A 16,117-nucleotide genomic window follows, 5' to 3' on the forward strand; every position below is an offset into this window, starting at 1 on the left:
ATTACTTTATCAATGGAACACCCGTGGTGTCCTGCAGCCATTTTGCCTCAATCTCTGCCAGTTTGCCGCTTGCGGACAAACTTGCAAGCGCGTCATCGATGCAGGATTTCAATGGGTTGCCTTCCTCCATCAGCATGCCGAACTGATCGGGGTTGTCGCTCTGATCCGGCGCGAATTGGCCAATGACTTTAGAGCCTTCGATCATCACTGCGCTCAGGAACAAGGCAGTCGGCAAGTCGAAAAGCGCGGCGTCGATCTGGTTTGCAATCATCGCCGCATTCACATCCGCGTTGTCGCCGTAAAGAAGGGGGTCATTGTCCGGTTGTATGATGGCCGCCAGTTTCGGCACAGCCGTCGTCGAACCAACAGCGCCCCATTGCAGACCTTTCAACGCATCCAGCGTCGGAGCGGTGTCGGTTGCATTCGGGCTGACCAGAACGGCCATCGGAGCCGTATAGTAGGGTGCCGAGAAATCGACCACTTGATCTCGTTCAGGCGTAATCGAGTATTGCTGCATATTGACGTCAAATTCCTTTGCGCCAGGCTGAATCGCCTCATCAAAGGACGATCTGATCCATACGACGTCGTTGGCGGCAAAACCCATCTCCTCGGCCACGGCAAAGGCTACGGCGGCCTCAAACCCCTCACCTTTCTCTGGCGCGTCATCCAGTACCCAAGGATAGTAAGCAGGGTTCCCGGTTGCCACGGTGAATTTCCCGTCTGTAAGAGTTTTACCAGCGGCGCAATTCCCCTCGGCAAAAGCTGCGGTTGAGAATGCTAATGACGCTGCAGTGATCGCAAGTATCTTGGACATCAAGTGAAACCTCCTGTTAGGCAGTTTTGCAGCAGGGTAGTTCCGCCTCTGGACACTGTCCAGCAGGTTACATTGACTGACACTGGAGCATCATCGTCCCTCCCGTTTTGGAACACCGGGCCATTTTGCGAGCGTAGTCGGCATCCAGATTGCGCTGTATGAAGGAAAAATGCACATGGGCGCGAGTCGCGAAGGCAGGTTACCAAATCGGAAAAGGAGCCATATCTAAGCGTTCATGCAGAGCGCAGTTCTGAGTTTCGTCGAACAGTGATTTATCCCCACGACTGGCGTGATGTTGCTGATCGCGGTTGCTGACCTGGGACACGCTGACTTCACTTAGCTCCAAACGGCTGGAACAGTTTCAAATGGCGGAGATTTTCTGCGCTACTGCCGTCCTGTTGCGTATTTGGAAATGAGACGACGAAACATCTTTTTCTCATGTTCACTCGGCGTGTTTTTGCTGGAAATCCACGTTCAGGACTATACAACTGGCTCATCTATTAAGGCGAGATTACAAACCCCCGTTGTTCGTGTTGAGCGCGCCGATATACAGTGTTGAGATGTCGAGCAACAATTGGGTCGTCACCACCGGTCGGGCTCAACTGGGGATAATAAGGACCAACAGTCGTGATTTTTAGAAATCGTATGCCCGCACCGCGGCGACAGGAATTGCTGAATGTGGGCAATCAGGGGATCGTGTTCTTATCCCTCGCATTTCTGTTCAGCATCTTCGTGAACCTGTTGATGCTGACAGGACCGCTGTTCATGTTGCAGATTTACGACCGGGTTCTTGGATCACGTTCGGTTGAAACACTGACCGCGCTGTTTTTGCTGGTTGCGCTGCTGTACGCATTGATGGCGATGCTGGATTACGCCCGCGGCCGGATCATGGCGCGATTTGGGGCTCGGTTCCAATCCATGCTTGACGAAAGGGTGTTCGAAGCGACCATGCGCCGGTCGCTATTCCCGCAAGTCAGGTCGGCACCAGCAACCGCTTTGCGCGATCTGGAAACAATCCGCTCATTACTCGCATCTCCTGTTTTCCTTGCGGTGATGGACATTCCATGGACGCCAATTTTCTTAGCAGCGATCTTTTTGTTTCACCCGCTGCTAGGTTGGCTTGCGGTCGCTGGTGGCGCGCTTCTGATCGCTATTGCCGCGCTGAACCAGGCAATGACTCACCGCAAGGTGGCCGAGGCGCAGGGCGCGTCAGCACAGGCAAATTCCTTTGCCGAACACGCGCGGCAAGCAGCTGAAGTCGTACGTTCGCAGGGGATGCAAAAGGATGTGACGACACGTTGGCTGAAACAGCGCACCGCGGCCCTCTCGCAAACCATCGCCGCAAATGACTGGACTGGCAGCTTCACTTCTCTGACCAAATCGCTGAGGCTTTTCCTGCAATCTGCGATGCTGGCGTTGGGGGCATTGCTTGTACTACGCAACGAGATGACACCAGGCGCAATGATTGCCGGTTCGATCCTGCTAGGACGGGCGCTGGCGCCTGTGGAAATGGCAGTAGGCCAATGGGCGCTGGTTGAACGCGCGCGCACGGGCTGGCTCTCTCTGAACAAATTTCTCGACTCGACTCCGCCCGAGCAACCGCGCACTAAACTGCCGGTTCCGACCGGCCGACTGGTAGCCAAGGGCCTGACCGTCATCCCGCCCGGAATAAAAACGCCAACCTTGCGCAGCGCGTCATTGAATCTTGAACCGGGTCGGGCGCTTGGCGTGATCGGGAAAAGTGGCTCCGGTAAAACCACCTTAGCCAAAGCTTTGCTGGGTCTGTGGATCCCCGCAGCGGGTGAAATTCGTTTGGGCGGCGCAACACTGGATCAATACGATTCCGACGATCTGGGAAATCACATCGGATACCTGCCGCAGCAAGTAACCCTGTTCAACGGAACCGTTGCTGAAAACATCGCCCGGATGTCAGAGACACCGGATGCCGAAGCCGTTGTTGCCGCAGCAAAGAAGGCCAACGCGCACGAGATGATCCTGAGTCTGGAAAAAGGGTATGACACGTTCCTTGAGGGCAATGACAGCCAGTTGTCGGGCGGGCAGAAACAGCGGATCGCGCTGGCGCGTGCGCTATATGGCGACCCGGTTCTTTTGATCCTCGACGAACCGAACTCTGCCCTTGACGCCGAAGGGACTGAAGCACTGAACGCGGCTGTTCGCGGTTTCAAGACTGCCGGAAAGGCAGCGATTATCATGACACACAGGCCGCAGGCTATTTCGGAATGTGATGATCTGGTTGTTGTCGAAAAAGGTCAAATCGTCAAATCCGGCGCTCGGGACGAGGTTCTCAATTCAATGGTGCAAAACGCAAATGTCATCAAACGGCACCTGAACAAGGTGGGTGAGAAATGATGGGATCCCCTGAACGCCCAGCCTGGAACATCACGGTTCCGGCTATCATTGGTTTCTCGGCTTTGGCCATTCTTGTCATCGGATTAGGTGTGTGGAGCATTCGAACCAAATTGGCAGGGGCAGTCATCTCGCAAGGTATCGTCGAGGTGCAAAGCAACCGGCAGGTGATTGAACACCCCGACGGTGGCGTTGTCGGCGAAATCTTCGTACGCGACGGAGATTCTGTGGTGCGCGGCGAATTGCTTTTGCGGCTGGACGATACTTTTTTGGCTTCGGAGAAAACGATAGTCGAATCCCAACTCTTCGAACTCCTGTCCCGCAAGGCCCGGCTAGAGGCCGAACGCGATGACGAAGATGATCAGGGTCTGGCCACTAGGCTGCAGGAATTGCAAAGCCAGGAGGAGATTGCTCCTGAGCTGTTGGAAGGACAATTACGCTTGTTCTCTGCGCGCCTGGACACCTTGAACCAGAAAACCGAGCAGCTGGGAAAACAGCGTATCCAAATCGAAAGCGAGATCGAGGGAACGCAGGCGCAGCTGGTATCCCAACGGACTCAGCTGGAGTTGATCGCGAATGAGTTGACCGATCAGGAGGGGCTGCTGAAACGCGGCCTGACCCAGGCCAGCCGGGTCTCTGCCCTGCAACGCGAGCAGGCGAGCCTAACGGGTGAAATCGGCCGTCTCGAAGCCTCAGTCGCGCGCTTGAAAGGGCAAATCGCAACGACCGAAATCCAGATCGTTGAGCTGCAAGCGACACGCAGAGAAGAGGCCATCACCGAGCTGCGCGATGTCGAGGCACGGGTGGTTGAACTGTCGGAACAGCGATTGTCACTAACCGAGCGGATGTCGCGGCTGGACATTCGCGCCCCGGTGGCCGGTACGGTTTACGACAGCCAGGTCTTTGCAGTGCAGTCCGTGATCCGGCCTGCCGAACCAATGATGTATGTGGTGCCGCAGGACACCCCTCTGGTCGTGGCGGCAAAGGTGGATGCGCTGCATGTCGACCAGTTGCATCGGGGTCAGGAAGTTGCGCTGCGGTTTCCTGCCTTCAACCAACGCGAAACACCCGAACTCTATGGCCACGTTATTAACGTTTCGGCAGATACATTCACTGACGAAAGCACCGGATTCACGTTCTACCGGGCCGAAGTCGTGCCCGATGACGGTCAGCTCGAACGGCTCAACGATCAGGAGTTGCTGCCGGGTATGCCAGTTGAGGCAATGATCAAGACCGATGAGCGCACACCGCTTTCTTATCTGGTAAAACCGATGTCGGACTATTTCTACCGGGCGTTTCGCGAAAAATAAGGCGAACCTGCAGGACCGTCAGACGGCCTCGACATTGCCCAGCAGGATCGAGGTCATGTCTGCGGTTACCGCCCCATCCACGACAGTGACGGAAACACCAGTATCATATGTGACGTTGGATTTGGTGATCCCTGACAAATCGGCTGCAGCATCTAGAAACACCCATTCAGCATCATGGGCAGTAGGTTGGCGGACGGCAACCTGCAGGATTGCCAAGGCGTCAAGCGCATTGACCGTTCCATCGCGGGTAATGTCCGCCGCTATCAGGTTTTCCGCTGTGGCAGGACCGAAAATCGGGTCTAGCCCCACCGCAATCCGCAGAACCTGCAACGCATCCAGTGCAGTGATCTCTCCACTGGCCGTGGAATAGGATTTTACGATATCCAAGTCGCCGGGGAATGTGCCCGGCGGTATGCCCAAGTGGAATTCTCCCTGATCATTGGCCTGTGCGGTTATGGTCGACCCGCCGTCCGGTGTGAATTGAACTTCAGCCCCTTGCAGAGCCGGGTTTGCCGTATCGGAATCCAAGGCCACGGCACCCAGAACGCCGGGCAACGCATTGTTGTCCGGAACATTACTGAAGTTAACGGGAATATGGTCCGGGCCATCGAATCCTGCGCCAAAGATATCGGAACTGCTCAAAGACCCGCCAGAGGCCGAGACAACATCGATCGTCTCGTCACGATATTGAATGCGCGCACCTTGGGCAGTGCTGGTGAAATTCAGTTGCGCCGGAGACCGCAGAAACGGCAAGTCAGACAGGTCCAATCGATCTGTCCTCGCCTGGAAATCGGTGATCGTTGTCAGGCCGCTGCCTTCGCGCACTACAAAAGTATCCGCCCCTGCGCCCCCGGTCATGGTTGTAGCACTGGTGCCGGTGATCAGGATGTCGTCGCCTGCACCGCCTTTCAATACTGTGTCCAGAACCCCTCCACTCAGCATATCGTCCTGCGCCGTACCGGTAACGGTGCCATATCCCTGCCGGACGTCACCCAGATCCGAGACGTCGACGCTCAGCTGGGTCAAACCGGCATCCTGTTGTGATGCGGCAAAAACTTGCAGCTGATCACCGACCTGAGCAACGCTCAGCGATTCCACATTCTGAAGTCCGCTGGACAGCGTGTCAGCGAAGCTGTCCATATGGACCAACTGGCCATCCGGCGTCAGTGTGAATAGGGTGACCCCGTCGTCCCCACCGCCCGCAACTACGAACACGCGCCCCGCGACCTCGACCAGTGACATATCCTGAACGGATCCAAATCGGGTGTGCAATGTATCCAGGACGTGGTCCGTCGCAGTCAATCGACCATCGCTGCCTAACTTCATGACGCTTAGCGAATTGCTGCCGGCCGCCGCTACGACCACCCACGATTCACCATAGGCCTGGGCGACCTCGACAGCTGTGGGAGCGTTGATTCCTAGGGTTTGGATGGCGCTGTTACCAGTGATTTCTGTGAGGTCGCCGGTACTCGGTTCGACGGCAAAGGTTGTGATGGCGTTACTCGTCGTGTCAGCGGCAATAACGAACTGGCCGGCACCTGATTGCAGTGTTTGCAGCATACCCGCCTGCATCATCACCGAATCGGTAGCCGTTAGGGAACCATCATTGTTGATGTGATAGGTTCTGATTTGCCCGGTATCCGAATGGGCCAGAGCCAGCAGATCAACCGCACCGAACGAGACCTGCACTGCTGACGAAACATCCCCGCCACCGATCAGGCCTCCGGTTTCGCGCAATGCACCGATGGTACCGTCAGAATTAAGATCGTAACTGACAAGTCCGGTTGCTCTATCTACATCCAGAAGCAATTGGTCGCTGCCCGCCAGCGTCACAGGGACACCACTGCGGCCAACTTGCTGGCTGATGGTAACGTCGTAGTACTGCTGATCCTGAATGACCGGCGCGGCTCCGTCTACCAAATGCCATGAGACTACGCCTCCGCTGATCCCGGTCATACTGAAGAGATACGTTTCACCGTTAAACGTTTTTAAAGCCGTATCGCCGATACCTGAATCGAGCGCCGCGGTCCCCGTTGCCACCACACTTTCGAATTGAAGCATCATCACACTCACCCCTAGCCACCCTTGGTCGTGACAACAGGTTGAGCGAATGCCCAGGCCGAAACCAGAGCAGGAATGTGGTGAAAACGAGGAGTTCGGTTTCAGTTTAACTCAAGTTTTTCCGGTTCGACTGCATGGGTCACCCGGCCGCAAGACTGACTGACAAATCCCTGCGATTTCCGGGGCGTATCCCGGCAGATTGCAACCGTTAAATGTGAGGGCATCATGACCAAAAAACCCGTTTCGACCAACGAGAATTCGGAAAACCTTCCTGAAAGAGGGCGCAATCGTCATGTCCGCAAGTGGATCGATGGCAAGCTTCAAAAATGGGCCGGGCGAGGATTGGCCGGTGGGCTGGGTTCGACGCTGATGGCCCTGCCCGCGCTGGCACAAGCCACTGATGCCGAGCTGGCCACCTATCAGTTTGCAGAATCGATCCCGGGCGTTCGCTCGGTCAAGCTGCTGTCCAACGGAGATCTGCAGCTGAAAATGGCGGATGGTCGAACACTGATCGTAGCCGCCGAGAACGTTCAGGTCCTTGAAAACGGAGCAATCATGATTGCCGACGCCGCCGTTGGCGAGATTGTGGAATTCAGCGCAGTCGCCGAGGCGGGCGGTGCGGCCGCAACCGGTGGCGTAAGTGGCATCGGCGCTGTTCTGGGCGGCGTTGGGTTGGCAGGTGCCGCAGCAGCGGGAGGGGGTGGTGGTAGCGATGCTTCCGACAATGGGGGCGACACGAACAATGGAGGCGACACTGGGGTCACTCCTCCTGCTCCAAAACTGCCAAGCCTAAGTCTCGCCGGATTGCAGGCGAACGCGCTGAACAACAACAGCGCCAATCTTACCGCCCCAGAGGGCACGGCTTCGGTCGAAATCACTATCGGGTCTCTGACAAAGGTTGTTACGCCAGACGCTGATGGAAACTGGAGCCTGTCTTTGACTGAGGTCGAGGCAGCTGGTCTTTCGCAAGGGGTTTCGATCGTTACAATTCGGAATTTGGACGACAGTGGCGGCGAAATATCTGTTGAAACAGTAGAGTACGTCGTTGACACAATTCCCCCGACGCTCAGCATTTCTGAATTCTCAGCAGGGGCAATTCTGAATGCCGTGGAGCAAGGCTCAGACCTGAATATCTCAGGGACGACGGATGCTGAAAACGGACAGACTGTCTCGGTAACGATCAACGGGCAGACCTACACAGGTACAGTCACCAACGGTGAGTGGACCGTCGCCGTGCCAACAGCGGACCTGACCTCTTTGCCCGATGCTTCTACGATCTCCGTGACCGCTGATGTCTCTGACTTCGCCGGCAATCCGGCCGATCAGGCAAGTAGCAGTTTTGAAACGGATTTCAGTGCGCCCGCTGTAACGTTGGATACCGTGGCCGGCGGCTTGATCGACCTTTTGGATGTGGGCAGCGATCTGGTTCTAACAGGAACAACAACTGCCGAAGATGGTCAGACCGTCACCGTGACATTTGATGGCCAAGATTACACTGGTACCGCTTCGGGTGGCGGTTGGAGTGTAACGGTCCCAAGCGCCGATTTAGCAAGCCTGTCGACAGGCACCCCGGCTACGATCAGTGTGATGGTCAGCGATACGTCAGGCAACCCAGCCATTCCGGCCTCCGTTTCCGTACCGGTTGATCTGACCGGACCTACGATCGCGATCACACCTCTGTCTGTGGGTGTAGGCATCAACGCAGTTGAAGTTGGCGCTGACTTGGTCATCAGCGGGATGACCGGCAATGTAACTGATGGTCAACAGGTCACTGTAACTTTCGATGGGCAGACATACACTGGCACTGTTTCCGGCAACAGTTGGTCGGTAACCGTTCCCAGTGCCGATCTGGGTGCCTTGGCTGACGGCGGAAATTTCACCGTGACTGCGGATGTCTCGGACACCGATGGGCTCTCTGCCCCACAAGCCAACGTTGCGGTGTCCAAAGACGTAACAGCCCCGGCTCTGAGTATCGACAATTTCTCGGACGGCGCCGTGATGAACGCAGTAGAGCAGGGTACAGAGCTGATCATTTCCGGTTCAACCACAGCAGAGGACGGTCAGATTGTAACGGTTGCCCTGAATGGTCAAACCTATTCCGGCACAGCAACCGGCGGTGGGTGGACTGTAACTGTCCCTTCTACTGACCTGAGCGCATTGTCGGATGCAGCTACACTTACTGCAACGGCGGATGTATCGGACGCTGCAGGAAACCCCGCAGCGCAAGCGTCAGGCAGTTTCGACACCGATTTTACTGCCCCCACTCTGAGCATTTCCTCATTGTCTGACGGTGCAATCATGAATGCAGCGGAGCAGTCGACGGATCTGGTTGTGACGGGCGCTTCGGACGCTCCTGACGGCACGGTTGTTTCAATCGAAATTGTCCGCCCCGATGGTACGGTAGATGTAAACGGTACCGCAACAGTAACCGGTGGTGCTTGGGTATACACCGCCCCTGCCGCTTCGCTGAGCAGTTTGCAAGACGGCGAAACCTACGATGTTAGTGCCATTGTTTCGGATGCGGCGGGTAACAGCGCCAGCGCATCGGCAAGGTTTGGGACAGACTTCAATTCGCCTTAAATAACGGTCGACCCATTACCGATAGGCCCCGTGTTGGACATCGGAGAACAAGGGGCGGATCTGACCGTAACCGGCACGACCACGGCAGAAGACGGACAGATTGTGACTGTTAACCTGGGAGGGCAAAACTACACGGCTACGGTTTCTGGCGGTTCCTGGGTCGCGACGGTTCCATCGGCGGATCTGGCAACTTTGGCAGATAGCAGCAACTATACAGTCACGGCATCCGTGCAGGACATTGCCGGAAACGCTGCTCCGGACGCGACAGCATCTCTGACCACCGATTTCAGGCCGACCCTGAGCATTGACCCAGTTGGAACAAACGAAACTGTCGCGCTGAGCGATGCCCAGCTCGGCGGTTTGACGGTAACCGGCTCTTCGGCTGGTCTAGCGGCAGGCCAATCAGTGGATGTGACGCTCAATTCTGTTTCCGTAGGAAGCGCAACCATTGCTGCGGACGGCAGTTGGAGCTTGAGCTTGCCGGCTTCGGATTTCGCAGGGCTTGTTGCCGGGGACGCGATGAATTTCGAAGCTCAGGCAGCGGTCTCTGGTGGACCTGACCCCGACCCTGCATCAGATCATGTGACCGCACATTCACCTGCGGCCTACATCATTACCCAAGCGGATCAAAACGGTGCGACGATAACATTCGAAGTGTACGCCGACGCGGATCGGGACATCTCCAGTGGCCTGGCCGTAACCGCTGATCTTGGCTTTGACCCGTCGGTTGTTTCGTATGACAATGGATCAGACACAGAAAACGGCGATTTCGACCTGTTTCTCGCAAGTCCTGCTGGTCCGTCTACCATCAGCTTTGCGGGTGCTGCGACAAGTTATGGCGACCTGTCTCAACCCATTGTCACCTTTACCATGACGGTTCAGGATTCGACGAAGCCAATCGAACTGACAATCACAACCCCTGATGGTGGCCCATCACAATTTCTTTTGGGCACCAGCGGCGATGACAGTCTGACTGGGTCAGATATCGACGACGTTGTCCGCGGAGGGGATGGGGACGACACCATCGACATATCCGGTGCAGGCCGGGATGTTGTAGTGTTTGAGGCTGCACCAGCGGACAATGGCGTGGATACCATCAACGGATTCACGTTGGGTTCTGCAGAGGACGTCTCCGATGCACTGATATTCCACGGGCTGGACGTTGCATCGTTGCGAGGGAACGGTACTGGCGTAGAAACCTTGATCGTCGGGGATACCCTGGGAACCAATACCGGGTTTGTCGGGCTTCAGGATACGCTGGCAGATTTGTCCGTTGACACAATTGCGACCGCCGTAGAAGGGCTGGCAGGTGCAAAATCCGGCGACGAGATTTACGTCATGGCAACCAACGGAACCGACGGTGTACTGGTCAAGGTCGATTTCACGACACCAGGCACTGCTTCTGTTGAAACACTTGCCCAATTCGACGGGCTCTCTGATCTTAGCGGGCTGAGCTCCGACAATATTCTACATACTGATCCCACAGGCGCGTCGGCCTGAACCACGAGTGCGAACACTGGCGATGCGGACTGATCGCATCGCCCTAACGAACACGAAGGGTTAGCATGGCACAGAATGGCCTTTTCCCAGTAAGCATTGATCGCCATCGTGATCGTTACTGGCGTCGTTACACCTCATATGAATTTGCGCAGGGCTTTAATGAATGCCTCCTAGTCAAAGCTGAGCTTTTATTGGCGGCAGCAGCGTTTCCCGTCGTATTTCGAAAAGAGGCGGAAAGCGTCTACCCATTCGCTTTGTTAGCAATGGACAGCGGCGCCGGAACTCCTTTTGTATCGCCAAGCGGAAGCTGGCTGGCAAGTTACGTCCCCTCCGCGCTGCGGTGTTACCCTTTCCTGGCTGAGCCAGTGGATAAGACAACACCGTGCGGTGTCAGCCAGTCCCGTTTGTACGTCAACGAGGCGTCTGGCCTGGTAACAACGGATGACCGTGATCAGGCATTCTTTGCCAATGACGGCAGACTGACTTCCGAACTGCGCGACATTCTCAGATTTTTTCAGAACCGCGAATTCACGTTGTCTGAAGCGCGCAAACTTTGTTTGATCCTTGAAGAGATGAACCTGTTCACGCCGCTGCAGGAGTATGACGGCAACCCCCTTCCCAATGGCCTGCTCGGAATTGACGGGTCGCGGCTGGAGCGCCTGCCACAGTCTCATATATCGGTCCTCTTCAACAGCGGGGCCATGCAGATGATCCACGCACATCAGGTCTCTCTTTCACACTGCAACTGGCTGGCACGGGCTCATCAACGCGCTTCCCTGACGCCTCAAACCACTGAACCCACTGCAGAGCTGAGCGGGTTCATCACAGCACTGGCCATGGACTCCGCCGTAGAGCATTCAGATTGGGAGATCGCCCATGCAGTTTAGGTGCCTCATCAGAGTTGTGACTGCCCTGGGATTGGTGTTGCAACTCACTGCCTGCACGCGTGCACCGGATTTGTCGGCGGTCGAGATGTCGTTTTCGGAAGGCAGCACCGGAGCCGGAGCTGTTCAAGCATCAAGCCGAATTACTGATAGTTCGTTTGGGAAACGAGTGCGATTAGCGGTGCAGGACAGCCCTAACCTTACACAAAGCGACACGCGATTGGATATTGCACAAGCTGAAAGGGATGCTGCACAAGGGGCGTTTCTCCCGAAGGTTTCGTTGGGTGTGAATGCGAGATCTGAACGCATAGACTCTGATGTCGCGGATGTTTCTCCATATCTTCGTGTTTCCCAGTTGGTCTACGACGGAGGCGCGGCAAAAGGTGATCTGGTCGCTGCGCGAGCACGTGTTCTGGAAAGTCGCGGAGACCAGATACAGACTGCGGCGGCGACAGCGCTGGCAGCCATTGAAACATATGTTCTGGTTCTGGATCGTCGGGAAATCCTGGAGATCACAAGAGAGAATGTCGAAGTACATGAAGAGATCGAACAACAGATCGCTGACCGCGTTTCGGGTGGCTTGGGGTCAAATGCGGATGTACTGACGGCTCGGTCCCGTGTCGCTGACGCCAGAACCAGATTCGCAGATGCTCGAGCCCGGACAGATCGGGCCGAAGCGCGGTTTCGTGAAGTTTTTGGTGCAGCGCCAGGCGGTTTATCTCCACCTGTTGCGGCACCGGATCTGAACCGCAGCAACACACAGATCGTCATGGACAGCCCACAAGTCCGGCGGGCAGACGCCAGCCTGATGGCTGCCAAGGCGGAATGGGCAGCTGCGCAAGCACGACGCCAACCTGACATACGTGTTGCGGCTTTTGCCAACCAAGACGATAGCAGGGACGCAAATTTTGGCGTAGATTTGTCCTTAAATTACGAGTTGGACAGTACAGGCCAACGTCGCGCTGCCATTGCAGCAGCCGAGGCCCGTGTAAAGGAAGCCGAAGCCAGTCGCGAAGCATTGGTTCGAGAAATCAGGCGCGAGTTGGATTTCATTCGCTCGGACCAAAAGGCCGGTGCTGAACGGTTGCGCGATGCACGGGTCGCAATGCGCGCGAATGCAGACAGTGTGGCCGCGGCCCGCGCGCAGTTTTCAATTGGCCGCCGCAGCCTGATCGAAATTCTGGATGCGCAACGGGATTTCGTGAACGCGCAAGAGCGTCTCATTCTGGCGGAACAGAGCTTCTTTCTGACGAACTATGCAGCACTGAGCCTGACAGGCGACATTCTGGATCTGTTCGGCATCACGCTCAACCAATGGATCGATCTATGATGACCGACATGCGATTGACTGATCTGGAAGCCTGCGTGCTCCATGTGGCCACCACACTCGAACGTCCCATGACGGTTGCTGCTCTGCACGCGGTCCAATCAGGAAAGGGTAGCGACATTTCCGTCCGCGATGTGATTGCCGCGGCGAACCGAGTCGGGCTTCAGGCGGGTTTCGGAGCGCGACAACTTCGATTATTCGATGCCGCCCTGGTCCCGGCGATTTTGCTGTTGGAAAATGACAGAGCCGTTGTCTATCACGGCCGCTCGCAGACAGGAGATTTGCTGATTTATGATCCGGCAATCGGAGACGGTATCGGCGAACTGAAAGAAGGCCAACTGAGCGAAAGATACACCGGCTATGCACTGCTGTTTCGGCGCGAACACCGTGAAACTTCTGCGCCCGGATCAACGGAACAAAGCGGTCACTGGTTTTGGTCAGCTCTGGCAGCGAACCGCTGGTCCTACGCCCAGGTCGCGTTGGCGGCTGCATTGGCAAATGTACTGGGGTTGTCCACCTCGATTTTCATAATGATCGTGTATGACAAAGTTCTTCCCAATGAGGCGACCGAGTCTTTGATTGCCTTAACAACCGGCGTCTGCCTGGCTTTGGTTTTTGACTTTGTTATCAAGATATTACGCGCTGGCTTCATCGATCGCGCCGGTCAGAACGCTGATCTGTTCATGGGTCGGCGTGTCTTCGACCAGTTGTTGAACATCCGCATGACCTCCCGCACCGGATCAACCGGTGCGATGGCCAGCACTGTGCGTGAATTCGAAACGTTACGTGAGTTTTTCACATCGGCCACGCTGGTTGCAGTTGTTGATCTGCCTTTCATCGGTCTGTTTATCTTTGTGATCCATATGGTTGGCGGTTCTTTGGCGATGATACCGGCCTTGGCCGTACCCGTGGTTTTGCTGACTGGACTGGCAATTCAACCGTTGTTGTCACGGTTGGCTGAAAAAAGCTTTGCGGACGGCCAATCAAAACAGTCCGTACTTGTCGAAGCAGTCACTGGTCTTGAAACCATCAAGACCACAGCTGCTGGTCAACAAATGCGAAGCCGCTGGGAAGAGGCAATCGAGCGTCAATCGAACCACGGAATGCGAAGCAGGGCCGTGACCCAGCTTGCGTTGAACCTGACCGGATTTACGCAACAAGCAGCTCAGGTCTTGATTGTGTTCTACGGTGTATTTCTGATCGCAGATGGCCAGGCAAGCATGGGAGCGCTTGTTGCCTCCGTCATGTTGACCGGGCGGGCACTAGCACCTCTGGGACAGTTGGCACAGACTTTAACCCGCATAAATCAGGCGCGCAGCGCCTATCGAAACCTGGACGCCATGATGCGTGCCGAAAGTGAGCGCCCTGAAGGGCGCAACTGGATCAGCCGCTCCAGTTTCGATGGTGGAATCACCTTCAACAATGTCCACTTCGCCTATCCCGACCAGGTGGAGGACGCCCTGAAAGGCGTATCGTTCACCGTTGCGCCCGGGGAAAAGGTGGCAATCCTCGGTCGCATAGGTTCGGGCAAAAGTACGGTCGCCCGACTGTTGCTGGGACTTTACCAGCCACGGGTGGGATCGGTGATGTTGGACGGCCTGGATATCAGGCAAATAGATCCGGGCGACCTTCGGCGCAACATAGGGTCGGTGTTACAGGACGTCTGGCTATTTTCCGGATCGGTGCGAGACAATATCAGCGCTGGCACCGTTCGCCCCAGCGACGAAGCCCTGATCCGGGCGGGTCGGATTGCCGGTGTCGAAGAGTTCGTCGCCCGGCACCCCAGCGGATATGACCTGCGGCTGGAGGAACGAGGGGAAGGTCTTTCCGGCGGCCAGAGACAGGCCATCACTCTGGCACGGGCACTGATCGGCTGCCCTCCGGTCTTGCTGCTGGACGAACCTACCAGTGCGATGGACGTAAAGAATGAGGCCGAAGTCATCGCACGGCTAAAAGAAGCAACAAGAAACACGACAATGGTGATTGTGACGCATCGCACCAGCCTATTGGAACTGGTCGACAGGGTCATTGTTATCGAGGACGGCAAGGTTGGCGCGGATGGGCCCAAAAGCCTGTTGACCAGAAATGCAGACAAATCCAGGAGGCATCTGAATGTCGCGGCATCCTGATCTGGACACTCTGGCGCGCGAGATGCGGGGGCGTGCCCCGTTGCGTGGATCGCTGCTGTTGTTGGTGATCCTGGGATGCCTGTTGACGGCGGGTCTTTGGGCCAACTTCACGGAACTGGATGATGTTGTGCGGGCGGACGGACGCATCGTGCCTTCGGGCGACATTCAAATGATCGAGGCGACTGAACCTGGCGTTCTGCAGACCTTGCACGTGCGCGAAGGGCAAATCGTCGACGCCGGCACTTTGTTGATGGAGTTCGATGCAACCCAGATTGACAGCGAGTTGAGCCAGGAACAACAGCGCGCATTTGGGCTGATGGCTCGGGCTCAGCGACTACAGGCGGAAATAGACAAAACGCATCTTGCTTTTGAACCGCGGCTAATCCGGGGGGCTCCTGATGTTGTTCGATCGGAAACAGCGTTGTATCAGGGACGGCAAGCTGAGCTGATGGCCGAAATAGCCATCCTGGAACGCCAACGGCAGCAACGGCAACAGGAACTCGAAGAAGGCTTGGTTGATCAGGTCATGGCGCATGAGACATTATTAGTTCTGGCCGAAGAACGAGCAATCATGGCGCCGCTTGTCGAGCAGCGTATGGAACCAACTACAACTCTGCTTGATCTGCGCCGCAACGAGGCGGAATGGAAAGGCCGCAAAGTCAGGGCTGAGGCGGTGATCACGCGACTAAAATCAGGCTTGGACGAGGTCGACGATCGGATTAAGTCCGTCCGCAGTCGATTTCGCAGCGCCGCGCTCACCGATTTGGCGGTGGTCATGGCAGAGCTGGCAGCGCTTCAACCTGCCCTGCCCGCGCTGCGTAGTCGCGCCGATCGGGCACAAGTTCGCACACCGGTCCGTGGAGTGGTTAACAGGATTCACCGCTCAACCATCGGCGGGCTGGCCCGCAGCGGTGAAGAATTGATTGAAGTCGTCCCGCTGGATGATTCATTGCTGGTCGAGGCTTATGTCCGGCCAGATGATATTGGGTTTCTGCATTCTGGTCAGCGTGTAAAGGTCAAGATCACGGCATATGATTTTGCAAGATATGGCGGCCTGCAAGGTGAGATTATTCGCATCGGGGCCAACACCGTCACACGATCGGAACGTAACTAAGAAGAGGTCTTCATTGTTGAAATCCGCACTG

General features: G+C 56.2%; 10 protein-coding genes. 8 read left to right on the top strand and 2 right to left on the bottom strand.

Annotation, left to right across the window (positions count from 1 at the left end; translation table 11 throughout):
- Position 1 precedes the first annotated feature (1 nt).
- A complete protein-coding gene (locus tag AC2TDA_RS16150; protein ID WP_480879723.1) occupies positions 2 to 814 on the bottom strand; it encodes an ABC transporter substrate-binding protein in 813 nt (270 codons plus the stop codon).
- A 645-nt stretch (positions 815 to 1,459) separates the two neighbouring features.
- Here AC2TDA_RS16150 and AC2TDA_RS16155 point away from each other — a divergent pair.
- Complete coding sequence (locus AC2TDA_RS16155; RefSeq protein ID WP_480879725.1) at positions 1,460 to 3,184, top strand: type I secretion system permease/ATPase; 1,725 nt, start codon at positions 1,460 to 1,462, stop codon at positions 3,182 to 3,184.
- Positions 3,181 to 4,491: an HlyD family type I secretion periplasmic adaptor subunit gene (locus AC2TDA_RS16160; RefSeq protein ID WP_480879726.1), complete on the top strand. Its 1,311-nt coding sequence runs from the start codon at positions 3,181 to 3,183 to the stop codon at positions 4,489 to 4,491. The genes AC2TDA_RS16155 and AC2TDA_RS16160 overlap by 4 nt, the downstream gene beginning before the upstream one ends.
- 18 nt (positions 4,492 to 4,509) lie before the next feature.
- On the opposite strand, the gene AC2TDA_RS16165 is transcribed toward AC2TDA_RS16160, so the two are convergent.
- On the bottom strand, positions 4,510 to 6,555 hold the full coding sequence (locus AC2TDA_RS16165; RefSeq protein WP_480879727.1) for a dockerin type I domain-containing protein: 2,046 nt from the start codon (positions 6,553 to 6,555) through the stop codon (positions 4,510 to 4,512).
- 222 nt (positions 6,556 to 6,777) lie between these two features.
- Here AC2TDA_RS16165 and AC2TDA_RS16170 point away from each other — a divergent pair, with 222 nt between their 5' ends.
- The 6 genes from AC2TDA_RS16170 (at position 6,778) to AC2TDA_RS16195 (ending at position 16,086) form a co-directional block, all read left to right on the top strand.
- On the top strand, positions 6,778 to 9,132 hold the full coding sequence (locus AC2TDA_RS16170; protein WP_480879729.1) for an Ig-like domain-containing protein: 2,355 nt from the start codon (positions 6,778 to 6,780) through the stop codon (positions 9,130 to 9,132).
- The gene (locus AC2TDA_RS16175) at positions 9,133 to 10,632 is read left to right on the top strand and encodes a hypothetical protein (protein WP_480879865.1); all 1,500 of its coding nucleotides are present in this window, start codon (positions 9,133 to 9,135) and stop codon (positions 10,630 to 10,632) included.
- A 65-nt stretch (positions 10,633 to 10,697) separates the two neighbouring features.
- Positions 10,698 to 11,519 (top strand): SapC family protein, encoded by an 822-nt coding sequence (locus tag AC2TDA_RS16180; protein ID WP_480879731.1) that lies wholly within the window; start codon positions 10,698 to 10,700, stop codon positions 11,517 to 11,519.
- Positions 11,509 to 12,846 (top strand): TolC family protein, encoded by a 1,338-nt coding sequence (locus tag AC2TDA_RS16185; RefSeq protein ID WP_480879733.1) that lies wholly within the window; start codon positions 11,509 to 11,511, stop codon positions 12,844 to 12,846. The genes AC2TDA_RS16180 and AC2TDA_RS16185 overlap by 11 nt, the downstream gene beginning before the upstream one ends.
- Complete coding sequence (locus tag AC2TDA_RS16190) at positions 12,843 to 14,972, top strand: type I secretion system permease/ATPase (protein WP_480879734.1); 2,130 nt, start codon at positions 12,843 to 12,845, stop codon at positions 14,970 to 14,972. The genes AC2TDA_RS16185 and AC2TDA_RS16190 overlap by 4 nt, the downstream gene beginning before the upstream one ends.
- Positions 14,956 to 16,086, top strand: coding sequence for an HlyD family type I secretion periplasmic adaptor subunit (locus AC2TDA_RS16195; RefSeq protein ID WP_480879735.1), 1,131 nt, complete (start codon positions 14,956 to 14,958; stop codon positions 16,084 to 16,086). Before AC2TDA_RS16190 ends, AC2TDA_RS16195 begins: the two co-directional genes overlap by 17 nt.
- Positions 16,087 to 16,117 lie beyond the last annotated feature (31 nt).

This window comes from Ruegeria sp. HKCCD6426 (genome assembly GCF_057221115.1).

What these genes read in the sequence shown, in the direction of transcription:
- AC2TDA_RS16150 (WP_480879723.1), bottom strand. Translation starts at nt 814, where the DNA reads ATGTCCAAGATACTTGCGATCACTGCAGCGTCATTAGCATTCTCAACC.
- AC2TDA_RS16155 (WP_480879725.1), top strand. Translation starts at nt 1,460, where the DNA reads ATGCCCGCACCGCGGCGACAGGAATTGCTGAATGTGGGCAATCAGGGG.
- AC2TDA_RS16160 (WP_480879726.1), top strand. Translation starts at nt 3,181, where the DNA reads ATGATGGGATCCCCTGAACGCCCAGCCTGGAACATCACGGTTCCGGCT.
- AC2TDA_RS16165 (WP_480879727.1), bottom strand. Translation starts at nt 6,555, where the DNA reads ATGATGCTTCAATTCGAAAGTGTGGTGGCAACGGGGACCGCGGCGCTC.
- AC2TDA_RS16170 (WP_480879729.1), top strand. Translation starts at nt 6,778, where the DNA reads ATGACCAAAAAACCCGTTTCGACCAACGAGAATTCGGAAAACCTTCCT.
- AC2TDA_RS16180 (WP_480879731.1), top strand. Translation starts at nt 10,698, where the DNA reads ATGGCACAGAATGGCCTTTTCCCAGTAAGCATTGATCGCCATCGTGAT.
- AC2TDA_RS16185 (WP_480879733.1), top strand. Translation starts at nt 11,509, where the DNA reads ATGCAGTTTAGGTGCCTCATCAGAGTTGTGACTGCCCTGGGATTGGTG.
- AC2TDA_RS16190 (WP_480879734.1), top strand. Translation starts at nt 12,843, where the DNA reads ATGATGACCGACATGCGATTGACTGATCTGGAAGCCTGCGTGCTCCAT.
- AC2TDA_RS16195 (WP_480879735.1), top strand. Translation starts at nt 14,956, where the DNA reads ATGTCGCGGCATCCTGATCTGGACACTCTGGCGCGCGAGATGCGGGGG.